At 71.0% G+C, this 14,312-nt stretch carries 14 protein-coding genes; 7 read left to right on the top strand and 7 right to left on the bottom strand.

All coding sequences use genetic code 11. The annotated features are described in order from the left end of the window. Positions 1-12: 12 nt before the first annotated feature. Positions 13-318: a hypothetical protein gene (locus tag K6T50_RS05960; RefSeq protein ID WP_222608481.1), complete on the bottom strand. Its 306-nt coding sequence runs from the start codon at positions 316-318 to the stop codon at positions 13-15. Positions 319-579: 261 nt separating this feature from the next. Here K6T50_RS05960 and K6T50_RS05955 point away from each other — a divergent pair, with 261 nt between their 5' ends. The 3 genes from K6T50_RS05955 (at position 580) to K6T50_RS05945 (ending at position 3,174) form a co-directional block, all read left to right on the top strand. Beyond that, positions 580-1,914 (top strand): adenylosuccinate synthase, encoded by a 1,335-nt coding sequence (locus K6T50_RS05955; RefSeq protein WP_222608480.1) that lies wholly within the window; start codon positions 580-582, stop codon positions 1,912-1,914. Positions 1,915-2,101: 187 nt separating this feature from the next. Then, on the top strand, positions 2,102-2,293 hold the full coding sequence (locus K6T50_RS05950) for a methytransferase partner Trm112 (protein WP_222608479.1): 192 nt from the start codon (positions 2,102-2,104) through the stop codon (positions 2,291-2,293). Positions 2,294-2,433: 140 nt separating this feature from the next. Then, the gene (locus K6T50_RS05945; RefSeq protein WP_222608478.1) at positions 2,434-3,174 is read left to right on the top strand and encodes a DUF7524 family protein; all 741 of its coding nucleotides are present in this window, start codon (positions 2,434-2,436) and stop codon (positions 3,172-3,174) included. A gap of 38 nt (positions 3,175-3,212) precedes the next feature. Here K6T50_RS05945 and K6T50_RS05940 read toward each other — a convergent pair whose 3' ends face one another. The 3 genes from K6T50_RS05940 to K6T50_RS05930 all read right to left on the bottom strand — a co-directional run bounded on the left by K6T50_RS05940 (position 3,213) and on the right by K6T50_RS05930 (position 5,614). Further along, positions 3,213-4,343, bottom strand: coding sequence for a DR2241 family protein (locus tag K6T50_RS05940; protein ID WP_222608477.1), 1,131 nt, complete (start codon positions 4,341-4,343; stop codon positions 3,213-3,215). Then, the gene (locus tag K6T50_RS05935) at positions 4,344-5,222 is read right to left on the bottom strand and encodes a CbiX/SirB N-terminal domain-containing protein (protein ID WP_222608476.1); all 879 of its coding nucleotides are present in this window, start codon (positions 5,220-5,222) and stop codon (positions 4,344-4,346) included. Positions 5,223-5,359: 137 nt separating this feature from the next. Further along, positions 5,360-5,614, bottom strand: coding sequence for a hypothetical protein (locus K6T50_RS05930; protein ID WP_222608475.1), 255 nt, complete (start codon positions 5,612-5,614; stop codon positions 5,360-5,362). A gap of 150 nt (positions 5,615-5,764) precedes the next feature. Here K6T50_RS05930 and K6T50_RS05925 point away from each other — a divergent pair, with 150 nt between their 5' ends. Next, positions 5,765-6,283 (top strand): DUF7523 family protein, encoded by a 519-nt coding sequence (locus K6T50_RS05925; protein ID WP_222608474.1) that lies wholly within the window; start codon positions 5,765-5,767, stop codon positions 6,281-6,283. Positions 6,284-6,431: 148 nt separating this feature from the next. Beyond that, positions 6,432-7,943: a cysteine--tRNA ligase gene (gene cysS / locus K6T50_RS05920; protein ID WP_222608473.1), complete on the top strand. Its 1,512-nt coding sequence runs from the start codon at positions 6,432-6,434 to the stop codon at positions 7,941-7,943. A 15-nt stretch (positions 7,944-7,958) separates the two neighbouring features. Here cysS and K6T50_RS05915 read toward each other — a convergent pair whose 3' ends face one another. From K6T50_RS05915 to K6T50_RS05905, 3 genes are all read right to left on the bottom strand, one after another. Next, on the bottom strand, positions 7,959-8,948 hold the full coding sequence (locus K6T50_RS05915; RefSeq protein ID WP_222608472.1) for a universal stress protein: 990 nt from the start codon (positions 8,946-8,948) through the stop codon (positions 7,959-7,961). Positions 8,949-9,057: 109 nt separating this feature from the next. After that, positions 9,058-9,345, bottom strand: coding sequence for a DUF357 domain-containing protein (locus tag K6T50_RS05910; RefSeq protein WP_222608838.1), 288 nt, complete (start codon positions 9,343-9,345; stop codon positions 9,058-9,060). A 156-nt stretch (positions 9,346-9,501) separates the two neighbouring features. After that, entirely contained in the window at positions 9,502-9,993 is a 492-nt protein-coding gene (locus tag K6T50_RS05905; RefSeq protein ID WP_222608471.1) for an Lrp/AsnC family transcriptional regulator, read from the bottom strand. A 248-nt stretch (positions 9,994-10,241) separates the two neighbouring features. Here K6T50_RS05905 and K6T50_RS05900 point away from each other — a divergent pair, with 248 nt between their 5' ends. Further along, positions 10,242-12,425 carry an amino acid permease gene (locus K6T50_RS05900; protein ID WP_222608470.1) on the top strand — a complete coding sequence of 728 codons (2,184 nt, stop codon included), beginning with the start codon at positions 10,242-10,244 and terminating at the stop codon, positions 12,423-12,425. Between the two features lie 122 nt (positions 12,426-12,547). After that, entirely contained in the window at positions 12,548-13,606 is a 1,059-nt protein-coding gene (locus K6T50_RS05895; RefSeq protein WP_222608469.1) for an NAD(P)/FAD-dependent oxidoreductase, read from the top strand. Positions 13,607-14,312 lie beyond the last annotated feature (706 nt).

The following is a 14,312-nucleotide window of genomic DNA, read 5'->3' as shown; positions in this document are numbered from 1 at the left end:
GTCGAAGTCCGGTCAGCCCTCGAGCTCCGGCGCGTCCTCGATCCGCATGCCGCCGATCTTGTCGACGATCTCGTCGATCTTGCCGTCGAGTTCCTCGACGAACTCCGCGGTCCGCTCGGTCGTGATCGCGCCCTGGCTGGACGGCTCGATGAGGTTCTCCTCCTCGAGGACGCGCAGCGAGTAGCGGACCTTGTGGTGGGGGTACCCCGTCTCGTTGGACATCTTCACGATCCCGATCGGCTCGTTCTCGATGACCATACGGAGGACTTGGAGGTGTCGCTCCAGCATATCGACCTCCTTCTCCAGTCTGTCTATCATGGCACGTGTTAACTCGTCCGTCCTCCCTTTAAAAGTTCTCCTCCCGGCCGGGATCGGGTCGCCCGGCCGTCACGATGTCCGGCGGTTCTCGGCTTCATCTCCGATGTGGGTGTGGTTAACGGTTACGCCGACGCCGCGTCGCGGTAATGCGCAGACACGAATAGTACCGCGTGACAGGGACAACCGATACGCATCCCCGTGGATCGTCTCCGCGAACGGACCGTAATCGGTTTACCGTGCCGCGCGGAACCAGCGGTCGGTATGACTGTCACCATCGTCGGATCCCAGCTCGGGGACGAGGGCAAGGGCGCCCTCGTCGACCTGTGGGGCGGGGACGCCGACGTCGTCGTGCGGTATCAGGGCGGCGACAACGCCGGCCACACGGTCGTCGAGGGCGGCGAGGAGTACGCCCTCTCGTTGGTGCCCTCCGGCGCCGTCCGCGACAAGGTCGGCGTGCTCGGCAACGGCTGCGTCGTGAACCCACGGACGCTGTTCGAGGAGATCGAAACGCTGCGCGAGCGCGGGCTCGACCCCGACGTGCGCGTCGCCGAGCGCGCGCACGTCATCATGCCGTACCACCGGCGCCTCGACGGCATCGAGGAGGAGGCGAAGGCCGACTCGGACTCCGGCGCCGAGGTCGGCACCACCGGCCGCGGCATCGGTCCCACCTACGAGGACAAGGCGGGTCGCCGCGGTGTCCGCGTCGGCGACCTGCTCGATCCCGACGTGTTGCGCGAGCGCCTGGAGTACGTCGTCCCGCACAAGCGCGCGCTCGTCGAGGACGTGTACGGGCTCGAGGCGGGCGAGGAGCTCGACATCGACGCGCTCCACGAGGAGTACAGCGACTTCGGCCGCCGCCTCCGCGAGGAGGAAATGACGGTCAACTGCTCGGACTTCCTGTACGAGCGCCACGAGGGCGGCGACAACGTCATGTTCGAGGGCGCGCAGGGCACCCTCATCGACATCGACCACGGGAGCTACCCGTACGTCACCTCCTCGAACCCGACCGCCGGCGGCGCCGCCACCGGCACCGGGATGGGGCCGACCGTCACCGGCCGCGGCGAGGTCGTCGGCGTCGTGAAGGCGTACCTCTCTCGCGTCGGCGCGGGGCCGATGCCGACCGAACTGGACGGCGACGAGCGCGAGGAGACGCTGGCCGCCGACATCCGCGAGAAGGGCGGCGAGTTCGGCACCGTCACCGGCCGCCCGCGCCGCATCGGCTGGCTCGACGTGCCGATGCTGCGCCACGCCGCCCGCGTCAACGGCTACACCGGGCTCGCCGTCAACCACCTCGACGTGCTCGCCGGGCTGGACGAGCTGTACGTCGGCCACGCCTACGAGCTCGACGGGGAGGAGCGACCCTCGCTGCCGGCGACGACCGAGCGCTGGGCCGAGTGCGAGCCGGTCCTCAGGGAGTTCGACACGTGGGCGGAGTTCGACGCCGACGCCGTCGCCGAGGCGGGATACGAGGCGCTCCCGGGGGCGGCCCGCGAATACCTGGAGTACCTGGAAGTGCAACTCGACACGCCCGTCTACGCCGTCGGCGTCGGTCCCGACCGCGAGCAGACGGTCGTGCGGACGAACCCCTGGGAGTAAGCGTCGTCGCCGGCGACCGCACGGACGCACACGGCGCGGCTCGCTCTCGACGATCGCCGGCTTCGCCGCCTCGACCGCCGACAGCTCCGCCTCGCGGTCGTCCGCCGGGACGCGCACTCGTGCGATCGGCGCCGCCCCTCGCGGGGAACCCGCACGCTTTTGACCGCCCCGCGCCACGAATCGGCCAATGAAGGAGTCCCTGTTGGACATCGTCTGCTGTCCGCTCGACAAGCACGACCTCGAGCTCGAGGTGACCGAGCGCGAGGAGGGCGAGGAGGGCGAGATCATCGCGGGCACGCTCACCTGCACGGACTGCGGCGAGACGTACCCCATCGAGGACGGGATCCCGAACCTGCTGCCGCCGGACATGCGCGAGTAGGACTCGGACGCGCAGCCACGAACCACCCGTCGTCGAGATCGTGTCGTCGCTGTCACGTCGCCGCCACGTCGCCGCCACGTCGCCGCCACGTCGCCGCCGCGGCGACGAACTTTTTTCCCGTCTCCGCGGGAGGGGAACCTGTGTCGTCAGAGGCAGCAATCCTGGGGGTGACGCTGAACCGCGATCGACTCAACGAGGTGACAGCGCCGGAGTCGTTCGCCGCCGACGGGGAGTTCGCCGTCGCGCTACGCAACGAGGGGGAGCCGGTCCACGTCCATCTGCGCTTCGACGGGCCGCTGGCGGCGGTCGCGTCCGTCGCGCCGCCCAACCACTACGTCGACGAGGAGGCGACCCGGACGGTTCGGGTGACGGTCGCGCCCGTGGACGAGGCGGTCACGGGAACCCTGGAGGTCGTCGTCGGCCACGGCGCCGAGGCGACGACCGTGCCGGTTCGGGTCTCCCCGTCGGCGACCGCGAGTGGCGACGACCCCGCCGCCGGCGACGAACCCGCACCCGGTGACGACCCCGCGAGTGAGGAATCCTCGGAGGCGCCGGCGCCGAGCGACGCCGACCCGCCGGCCGCCGAGTCAGCGCCGGCCGGGGAGCCGGACAACGACGGCGGGTCGGAACCGTCGGCGGCCGCTCGCCGGCGGCTCGACGAGTGGGTCGACCGCGCCCGCGACGCCGCGGACACGGCGGTCGACGGCGAGGCGGGGGTCCCCTCGCCGGAGCCCGGGACGCTCGCGGTCGCGGCGCTGGCGGCCGCGGCGCTCGTCGGGGCGGGGATCGTCGCCGTGACGCTCGACGGGCTCGCGGTCACGCTCGGCGTGGTCGCGGTGTTCGTCGCCGTGTTGGCCGCGGGGTTCCTGCTGCTCGGGTAGGCGGTCCGCGAGAAGCGGGAGTGGTCGGGTCGCCCGAGTTAGTCCTCGTGGTCGCCGTGTCCCTCCTCGGGCTCGGTCGCGACGCCGCCGAGGTTGCCGCGGTCGTCGAACAGCTTCGCGCGCAGGTATCGCGTCCGGTAGCGGTTGGCGTCCTCGTACACGTCGGCCTCGCGGATCTCGTCGACGCGGCCGTCGGCGACGGCGTCGATGACCCCCTCGATCTGTTCCTTCTCGCTGGGGGTGAGGCGGACGGTGTACTCGCGCGGCTCCTCCTCCTCCAGCTTCGTCCACTTGCGCGCGGCGGCGATCACCAGCGAGCACGGCTCCCGGCACGGGAACGCGCCGGTCCCGCCGTCGGCCGCGAGTTCGTCGCCCTCGTCGTACTGCCACTCGCGGCGCTTCACGCACTGGGAGTCGTCGCAGGCGGCCTCGGCGACCCACTCGACGGCCTCGCGGGGCAACTCGGAGACGACCCCGTAGATGCCCGTCTGTCGGTCGGTCGTGTCCGTCCAGTGGTCGATGTCGAGCCGCCCCTGCCGCTCGCGGTACCAGTTCGCGACCGTCGCGGGGTACAGCGTCTCGACCGTTTCGACGGCGTCACGCCAGTCCAGATCGTGGAACGCCCAGCCGGTCGGCATGTTCGTCCCGGTCTTCAACGGGCGGTACATCCCGTCGTCGTCGTGTTTCGCCAGCTCGCGGGCGTCGAGGGGGTCGTCGTATGTCTCCAGTTCCTCGACCGCGCGGTCGGCGTCGTCGACGTGGCGCACGTCGTAGCGACGGGAGCCGTCGGCGCTGCCGACCCCGTCGCCCGCGTCGGCGAGGGTCGCCTCGATGCGGAGTTGCCCCCATTCGGTGACCATCCCGTCGGCGAGCGCATCGTAGCGCGCGGCCGCGTCGTGGTCGTCCGTGGCCTCGGCGTGTCGGAGGAACGCTCGACGGGGGGAGTCGTGGCGCTGCACCTCGCGCTCCCAGAAGTACCAGTCGGTGACGTACGGGCTTCCGTCGGCGTGCGCGTGGAGTTCCGACTCCGAGAGGTTCGTCGCCTCGTGTTCGGGCGTGGCGAAGGTGTAGCCGCCGTCGTCGTCGCGGGCGACGCGGAGGTCGTCGAAGTCGACCCCGTCGTCGGCGTCGGCGGCTGCCAGCAGCGCGTCGAACTGTCGCGCGAGCATTCAGTCGTCCGCCCCCGGGGCGACGCGGGTCGTCTCGCGGACCGACTCGATGGCGGCGCGCACGTCGGCGCCGGCGTCGGCCGCCCGCTCCAGCACCACGTCGGCCATCAGCGACTCCGTGCCGACGGCGCCGGCGTACCAGATCCGGTGGCCGTCGACCGCGGCGGGCACGTCGTAGCCGTCGCGGTAGTCGTCGGTGAGGCCCATGTCCTCGGGGATGTCCTCCTGCGTGTGGAAGCCGTCGGAGACGAACAGCGGGACGACGACCACGTCCTCGCTTTCGAAGTAGTCGGTCACATCGTCGACCTCCGGCTCCTCGTCCATGTACAGCGCCTGGACCTCCTCGAAGCGCCCCGTGTCGCGGACGCGCTCGGCGTGGTACTCGATCGCCTTCGCGGAGTTCTCGTTGCGCTCGGTGCCGTGGCCGACGACGGCGAAGCCGAACCCCTCGCCCACGTCGGGGTCGTTCGTCACGCTCTCGGCGCGGCGCACGAGCACGTCCGTCATCGACTCGTGGGTGCCGACCGGCCCACAGTAGTGGACCGTCTGGCCGGTGTCCTCGGCGGTATAGGTCGCCACGTCCGCCGAGAGGCCGTCGGAGTCCCAGTCGGCCACGTCCCAGCCGTCCAGGCGGAGCTCGCGGGGGATCACCTGTTCGGTGAAGTATCCCTCCGAGATGAACATCGGGACGACGTACACCTCGTCGGCCTCGCAGGTGCGAAGCACCTCGCGGAGGCTCGGTTCCTCCTTCCAGAAGCCGGTGCGAACCTCGTCGAACGCGCCGGCCGCGCGGATGGTGTCCGCGTGGTCGTAGGTTGGCGCGCTCGACCCGGGGTTCAGGTGCGACCCGTGGGCGACGATGACCAGCGCCTGACTCATGGCCGAATCGAGGGCCGGAGCGACCTTTACGCCTTCGGCAGGGGAGGCAGCGCGGCGATCGAACGCGGGAGGGGGGTCAGGGGGACCGGGAGCGAATGCGGGGGAGGGGCGTCAGCGGGAACCGGAGCGGGACCGGATCAGACCTCGACGCAGGCGCGGGTGCCGGGCAGACAGAGCCGTCGCCGGCGGCGATCGCCGGCCGCCCGTGCCCGAATCGCGCGCACGAGCCGCCGCCCCGCGAGCGCGACCGCCGCGCCGACCGCCGCCGTCGCGACCGGGGGAAACGCGTACGCGAGGAACGTGGCGAGCGCGAGCGCCGCGGCCGCCGCCGTCGGGCCGACCGATACGTCCGTCTCGGGGACACCGCGTCCGCCGTGGGTGGGCCGTCTCATGCGGGTGATCGATCGGCCCGGCCCCACTAAACAGTAATCTGAATGATGTTTCTGTCCGGCGTGTTACTGAAACGTCCTTCAGTGGGGACCGCCCGATCCTCGGGCGTCCGAACCGTCGCGATTATGTCCGCCCGCGCCGCCCTTCCGTCGATGACCGTCGCCGAGGAGACCCGAGCCGCCGTTCGCGAGCGACCGTTCCTGTACGACGCCCTCCGCGCCGGCGTCGTGAACTACGCGGCCGCCGCGGCGACGCTCGACATCGACGCCGACCGCGACGCGGTGGCGACGGCGCTGCGTCGGTTCGCGAACGAACTGGACGAACGCGCGGGTTCGGACGCCGACGCCCCGGCCGACGCCGGCGCACGCGTCCGGATGGAACGCGGCGTCGGCGCCGTCGATCCCGTCGACGCCGCCGGCGACGACGAAACCGCGGAGCCAGTGCTCGCGGTCGGCTCAAGCGCGTACGCCGCCGGCGCGGGCGACGCGACCGCGGTCGTCGCCGCCGGCGACGTCGACCCGCGCGCGCTCGAACGCGTGCTCGGGCGACTCCGCGTCGCGGGCGTCGCCGTCGACGCCGCCGGGGTGACGCCGACCGGGCTGGCCGTGGTGGTGGGCGGCCGCGCCGGCGCCGACGCGTTGCGTGCCGTCGAGGCCGCGCTGGACGGCTGAGGCCGCCGGCACGCGGCCTCGACGGCGGCCGGTCTCCCGCCGACGCTTCGCGTCGCCGCCCGTCGACTCGATGTTCGACCTGACCCGGCCGTCGACTCGATTCGATCTTCGACCGTTTAACACGGAGGACCGCGTAGCCGCGCCTGATATGGGTCTGTCCGTGACCAACACCCTGACGGGCGAACGGGAGGCGTTCGAGCCGGCCAGCGACGACGAGGTCCTGCTGTACGTCTGTGGGCTGACGGTCTCGGACGACGCGCACCTCGGGCACGCCCGGCTGTGGTTCCACGCCGACGTGGTCCACCGGTGGCTCGACCACCTCGGCTACGACGTGCGTCACGTCGAGAACGTCACCGACGTGAACGAGAAGATCGCCGCCCGCGTCGGCGAGCGCGATGGCTGGGACACCGAGGCCGACGTGGCCCGCCACTTCACCCGCGAGGTCATCGAGGACATGCGCGGGCTCAACCTCAAGCGCGCGGCGGTGTACCCCCGCGTCTCCGAGCACGTCCCGGAGATCGTCGCGCTCGTCGAGCGCCTGATCGAGTCGGGCCACGCCTACGAGACGAACGGCTCCGTCTACTTCGACGTGACCAGCTTCGGCGACTACGGCCACCTCTCGAACCAGCGCCCGGAGGAGCTGGAGGCCGACGAGGACGAGGCCCTGCTCGCCGAGAAGCGCCACCCCGCCGACTTCGCGCTGTGGAAGGCCGACGGCGTCGGCGCCGACGCCGTCCGCGAGCACCGCAAACACGACCACGAGGGCGACCTCCCGACGGGCCAGACGTGGGACTCGCCGTGGGGCGAGGGTCGCCCCGGCTGGCACATCGAGTGCTCGGCGATGTCCACGACCCACCTCGGGGACACTCTCGATATCCACATGGGCGGCCGGGATCTGGTGTTCCCGCACCACGAGAACGAGATCGCCCAAAGCGAGGCCGCGACGGGCCACACGTTCGCGCGCTACTGGCTCCACAACGGCCTGCTGGAGACGACCGAGGACAAGATGTCCTCCAGCCTCGGCAACTTCTTCACCGTCGAGGACGCCCTCGACGAGTTCGGGGTGAACGTCGTCCGGACGTTCTATCTGGGCGCGCAGTACCGCGGCGACCAGACCTTCTCGGAGGACGCGATGGCGGAGGCCGAGGAGCGCTGGGAGCGACTCGAACGCGCCTACGAGACCGCGGTCGACGCCTGCGACTCCGTCGACGCCCGCGCGAAGGCGACCGACGACGCCCTCCGCGCGGCCGTCGACGAGGCCCGCGAGGAGTTCACCACGGCGATGAACGACGACCTGAACGTCCGCGAGGCGTTCGGCGGGCTGCTGGACCTCGGGAGCGCCGTCCATCGACACGTCGACGGCGTGGATTCCGCCGACGACCGCGCCGACGCCGGGGGCGCCTACGACTACCGCGGCCTCCGCCGCGCCGTCGAGACGTTCGAGGAGCTCGGCGGCGACGTGTTCGGGCTCGAACTCGGCCGCGAGGCCGGCGGCGACGTGGAACTCGTCGGCGACCTCGCGGAGCTCGTGCTCGACGTGCGCGAGGCGGAACGCGCGGCCGGCAACTACGAGCGGGCCGACCGCCTGCGCGACGACCTGGAGGCGCTGGGGCTGGCCGTCGAGGACGGCGACGACGGCCCGGAGGTTCGGTTCGACTGACGCCGAGGGCGACGCCTACTCCTCGGCCCTCGGTTCCGCTTCCGTATCCGCCTCCTCGTTTGCCTCTGCCTCCGTGTCGCCCTCGTCCTCAGCCAGGTCGCCGGCGGCCGCCGGAACGACCAGGACCGGCCGGTCGGCACAGCGGATCACGCGCTCGGCGACGCTGCCGAGCACGATCCGTCGGATCCCCCCGCGGCCGTGGGTGCCGACGACGATCAGGTCAGCGTCGGCGTCGCTCGCGTACCCACAGATCGCGCGGCTCGGCTCCCCGCCGATCACCTCGCCCGCGGCCTCGGCGCCGGCCTCGCGGGTGCGCTCGACCACGCGCTCGACGGCGTCGCCGGCGCGTTCGTCGAGCGCCCGCCTGACGGCCGCGATCGTCTCCTCGGTGAGCATCCCGCCGCCGACGTTCGCCACGGTGCCCGACTCGTCGACGACGCTGACGGCGGTCAGGCGTGCGCCCAGTGCTTCCGAGAGCGCGACGCCGGTCCGCTCGGCGGGCGCGGCCGCGTCGCTGCCGTCGGTCGCGAGCACGATCTCCGCGGCGTCGGTCCAGTTCGGGCCGTCATCGCCCGGTCGGTCGTTCCCGTGGACCACGAGCACGGGCACCTCGACCGTGCGCACGAGCTTCTCGGCGACGCTCCCGAGCAGCGCGCGCCGCGCCCCGCCGCGGCCGTGGGTGCCGATCACGAACAGGTTAGCGTCGACATCGTCGACGTACGCCGACAGCTCGCGGTGTGGGGTTCCCTCCCGGACGACCGGCTCCGCGTCGACGCCGGCCTCCCGGGCGCGCTCGGCGATCGCGGCGACGCGCTCGTCGGCCTCCTCGCGGGCCGCCCGGAGGTCGGGCAGTCGCTGACCGATGGCGAACGGGTCGACCACCGTACACGCGTGGAGCCGCGCGCCGAGGGCGGTCGCCAGCGACAGTCCCGTCTCGACGGCGGCCGCCGCGGGCTCGCTCCCGTCGGTCGCGACGACGACGTCCGCGAACTCCATGTCCTCCATGTCACAACGTTGTGTGGATCGAACGATAAATCCGCCGCCGGCTCCCGCGTTCGGGGAGGCCGTCAACGTCCGGGGAGGCCATCGGGATCCGTCGAGGTCGTCGGCGTCGTCACTCCGTGGTGAACAGCTCGGTGTCGTCGGGGATCGCGAACAGCCCCATGCGGACGCCGCAGTCGAGCCAGCCGTAGCCGTAGGAGTACGACGCCAGCGCGTTCACCGGGTCGTCGTTCTCGCGGAAGTGGCGGCCGTCCTCGAGGTAGGAGACGGCCATCTCCTCGCACTCCTCGGCCATCCCGTGCAGCGGCGTTCCCTCGGGGACGGACACCTCCGCCGCCGCGAGCGCGTCCGCGAGCATCTCCCCGTACCGGGTCGTCTTCTCGTCGAGGTCGGCGGGCATGTCACGACCGATCCGGGCGACGCCCCCTGAGCGTGTCGCCATCGCTGCGACTCCCGAGCGCGACGGGACCGGACTGTCGCGTGCAGCCCCCCTCGGCGCGCGCCGGGATCGCGGCGGCGACCCGGCGTGATCGGGCTGGGTGCCTGCCCCGTCCGATCACTGCTCGTCGGCTTCCGGGTCCTCCTCGGGGTCGAGGAAGCCGCGGTACGGGCAGACGTGTTCGTCGCGGATGAGCTGTTCGTCGATGATCTCCAGCCCCAGCTCGTCCAGCTCCCGGTTGATCCGGTCGAGGTCGTCGTGGTCGCGGCCGATCGCGTTCACGTACACGTTCCGCTCGCCGGTCATGATCTCCCGCACCGCCGTCACGCCGCGGATCTCCCGTGCCTTCTTGCCCAACTCGTCGCGCTCGGGGACCCGCGCGGTGCAGACGATCTTCGTGTACAGCGGGTAGCCCGCGAGGTCGTAGTCGATGTCGATGTGGTAGCCGCGGACGATCCCCGACTCCTCGAGCTTGTTGAGCCGGGTCCGGACCGTGCTCGCCGAGAGGTCGAGCTTCTCGGCGATGTCGCTCGAGGAGGTCCCCCGGGCGTCCTGCTGGAGGTAATAGAGGATGTGTCTGTCGACCGAATCCAGCTCGCCGTCCTTCATCTCTATCGTGGAGTGCTCACGCCGACGCTTTAGTGTTCCCCGGTCGCCGACGCGTGCGGCGCCCCATCGATCGCGCGGTCGCCGGCCCGTGACGGCGCCGCGTTGCGGACGGGAAGCGAGTAATCCATACCGATCGTTGACGATCCGTCAATAGAAGCGCCCCGTTTATCTGGTTCCGTCACGTAGGCGCGAACAAGCACCCGGGCCGTCCCGCGCCGGAACCCGGACCGCCCGCCCCACACCTCACCATGAAGGAACTCGAACGAGACCTCGGTCTCCCGTCCGTCCTCGCGATCAGCATCGGCGCCATGATCGGCAGCGGCATCTTCATCCTCCCGGCGCTGGCGCTGGAGATCGCCGGGCCCGCGGTGATCCTCGCGTACGCGCTCGCGGGACTGCTCGTCGTCCCGGCGGCGCTGTCGAAATCGGAGATGGCGACGGCGATGCCCGAGGCCGGCGGGACGTACATCTACATCGAACGCGGGATGGGCCCGCTGCTCGGGACCATCGCCGGCGTCGGCACGTGGTTCTCGCTGTCGTTCAAGGGCGCGCTCGCGCTTGTGGGCGGCGTTCCGTACCTCCTCTTGCTGTTCGATCTTCCCCTCAAACCCGTCGCGCTGGGGCTCGCGGCGGTGTTGATCCTCGTGAACGTCGTCGGTGCCAAGCAGACTGGCCGGCTCCAGGTCGCCATCGTCGTCGTGATGCTGGCGGCGCTGGGGTGGTTCGCCGCCGGGAGCGCCCCGAGCGTTCAGTCGGCCAACTACGCGAACTTCCTCGGCTTCGGCGTCGAGGGAATCCTCGCGGCGACCGGGCTCGTGTTCGTCTCGTACGCGGGCGTCACCAAGGTCGCGAGCGTGGCCGAGGAGGTCGAGGACCCGGGGCGGAACATCCCGCTGGGGATCCTCGGATCGTTGGCGTTCACGACGATCCTGTACGTCGTCGTCGTCGCCGTGCTGGTCGGCATCACCGACCCAGGCAGCGTCGCCGGCTCGCTGACGCCCGTCGCCGTCGGCGCCGAGCAGACGCTCGGCCGGGCGGGCGTCGTCGTGGTAATCGTCGCGGCGATGCTCGCGCTCGTCTCGACGGCGAACGCGGGCATCCTCTCGTCGTCGCGGTATCCGTTCGCGATGAGCCGGGACCAGCTCGCGCCGCCGTCGTTGTCGTCGGTCAGCGAGCGGTTCGGCACGCCCGTCACGTCGATCACCCTGACCGGCGCGGTGCTGCTCGCGCTCATCGCGTTCGTCCCGATCCTCGACATCGCCAAGCTCGCGAGCGCGTTCCAGATAATGGTGTTCGCGATGATCAACGTCGCCGTGATCGCCTTCCGCGAGGGGACCGCCGAGTACGAGCCGGTGTTCACCTCGCCGCTCTACCCGTGGATCCAGGTGTTCGGCGCGGTCTCCGGGCTCCTGCTGTTGACCCAGATGGGCACCGTCGCGCTCGCGGGCGCCGCCGTCATCACCGTCGGCAGCGTCGTCTGGTACCTCCTGTACGTCCGCCCGCGGGTCGACCGCGAGGGCGCCGCGACCGACGCGATCCGGCGGCAGGTCAGCCGGGAGGCGCTCTCGGAGATCGAGTCCGCGCTGGCCGAGCGCCCCGACACCAGTGAGGTGCTGCTCGCGCTCACGAAGGACCTCGATCCGGAGCGCGAGCGCTCGCTCGTCGCGCTGGCGGCGGATCTCGTCCGCGGGGACGGCGGCCGCGTCGTCGCCGTCCGGTTCGAGGAGGTACCCGATCAGGCGCCGCTCACCGAGGACGTGGCCGCCCAGTCGGCGGCCGACCGCTCCTTCGAGACGCGAATGGAGGCGCTGGCAGACGAGTTCGACGTCGACGTCGAGGCCGACGAGATCGTCAGCCACGACACGAAACACGCGGTGGTCAACTTCGCGTCCCACCGCGGCGTGGACCGGATCGTCGCCGAGCACGAGCCGCTCCGGCTCCGCTCGCGGCTGTTCGGCGACCCGATCGACTGGGTCGTCAGGCACGCCCCTTGCGACGTGCTGCTGGTCGACAACCTCGGCTACGACGACCCCGAGCGCGTCGTGCTCTCGGGCGACGTGGGCCCGTACCCGCCGCTGGCGGTCGACGTCGCCGAGGCGGTCGCCGCAGCCAACGGCGGCGAGCTGTCGCTGTGGCAGCCGGCGGCCGGCGACGGCTCGGACAAACAGCGACGGCTCGTCGAGGACTACCGCGCGGAGCTGGCCGAGCTGGTGTCGGTTCCCGTCGGCACCGAGTCGGTCCGAACCGACGGCGGCCGCCCGCCGATGCCGGACCTGCTCGTCCGCCGGGGCGCCGACCACCGCCTCCGCAACGCCCTGCTCGACGAGCGGCCGGAGTTCCCGAACCCGGGCTGTACGACCGTCACGGTGTACCCGCACGAGTCCAGCCGCGTCGGGCTGTCCCGCCGGCTGGTCGAACGACTCGCGTTCTGACCGGACGCGTCGCGATCCGCCCGGCGACAAGCCCCGTCTTGCTTGATCCACCCAATACCGATGTCCGCGGTCCGAGCACGACAGCACAACGTACAAACCCCGTTCGGCCCTACCGAGCGGTAATGACGGACACCGACGATATCGTCGAACATCGCCCGCTGATCGTCGCCGGAACCGGCTCCGCCGGCCTGACGGCGGCGATCTACGCGGCCCGGTCCAACAACGAGCCGCTCGTGTTCGAGGGCGACGAGCCGGGCGGGCAGCTCACGCTCACCTCCGAGGTCGAGAACTTCCCGGGCTTTCCCGAGGGGATCAACGGCGCGGAGTTCATCAACAACGCCAAGGAGCAGGCGAAGCGCTTCGGCGCCGACGTGAAGAACGGCATCGTCGAGCGCGTGGACGACTCCCAGCGACCTTTCAGGGTCGAACTCTCCAACGGCGACGTCTACACCGCCGACGCCGTCATCGCCGCCTCGGGCGCCTCCGCCCGGACGCTCGGGATCCCCGGCGAGGACGAGCTGATGGGCTTCGGGCTCTCGACGTGTGCGACCTGTGACGGGGCGTTCTTCCGCGGCGAGGACATGCTCGTCGTCGGCGGCGGCGACGCCGCGATGGAGGAGGCCAGCTTCCTGACGAAGTTCGCGGACACGGTGTACATCGCCCACCGTCGCGAGGAGTTCCGCGCCGAGGACTACTGGATCGACCGCGTGATGGACCACGTCGACGAGGGCAACATCGAGATCATGCGGAACACCGAGGTGACCGAGCTCCATGGGAGTGCCGAGGCGGGCGTCGAGTCGGTCACGCTCGTGCGCCACCCCGAGGGGCACCCGACTGACAAGCTCGACGACCCCGACACCGAGGAGTGGGAGTTCGAGGTCGGCGCGGTGTTCTACGCCATCGGCCACACGCCCAACACCGACTACCTCGCGGACACGGGCGTCGAACTCGACGACGACGGCTACCTGAAGACGGTCGGCGGCACCGGCGGCGGCCAGACCGCGACGGGAGTGCCGGGGCTGTTCGGCGCCGGCGACGTGGTCGATTACCACTACCAGCAGGCCGTGACTGCCGCCGGAATGGGAAGCAAGGCGGCCATCGACGCCGACGACTATCTGGAGGACCTGAAGCGCGAGGCGGCGGCGCAGACCGAGGAGGAGCCGGCGGCCGCGGACGACTGAGAACCTCTTTTCGCCTCGGGTTTCCTCGGCCGCCTCCGGAAGACTCGCTTCACTCGACTTCCGTGCTCTCGTTCGCTTCGCTCACGAGAACTCCGGCGGCCTGCGGGAACCGCTCGGCGAAAACCCGTTCATGCTGCAGGAACGCGACGCGTTCCTGCTGCTGACGGGAAATCGAAGATTTCCCGTAATGCCAAAGCCGCTCGCTCGCCAGCCTTCGGCTGGCTCGCTCGCGGTACAATACATGGGACCAGTAGGTTGGCGCGCGCCGGCCGCGCTCCGTCGCGGCCGGTAGCGCGCGAGCGACGAGAAGCGCAGGGAGCGAACGGAGTGAGCGAGCCGAGCATCGCAGGCGGCTGGGGAGGCTCACGTGAACGGAGTGAACGTGAGTTCGTCGGAGCTTGCTCCGACGTAAGCGAGGATGCGATGGGTGGGAATGGAAGGGGCCGCGGTTCTCGACCGTCGAGACGACGGAAGCACCGGAGCGCGAACGGAGTGAGCGCGAGGAGCGTGGTTCGAGACGGCTCCGCCGTCTCGTCATCACGAAAGACGCGAAGCGTCTTTCGAACGACAGCGAGTCGCGGACGTCGAGAACCGCGGGGGCTTCCGGAGTGCTCAGGGTCGTCTGCTCGTTACCCACTGAGAATACGTCGAGAACCGCGGGGGCTTCCGGAGTCTCCATCGCTGCGAACCTCCCCGACCCACAGAG

This window comes from Halobaculum magnesiiphilum (assembly GCF_019823105.1).
Lineage (GTDB): Archaea > Halobacteriota > Halobacteria > Halobacteriales > Haloferacaceae > Halobaculum > Halobaculum magnesiiphilum.
Note: the sequence above shows the minus strand (reverse complement) of the source record. Positions and strands in the feature narration are given on the sequence as shown.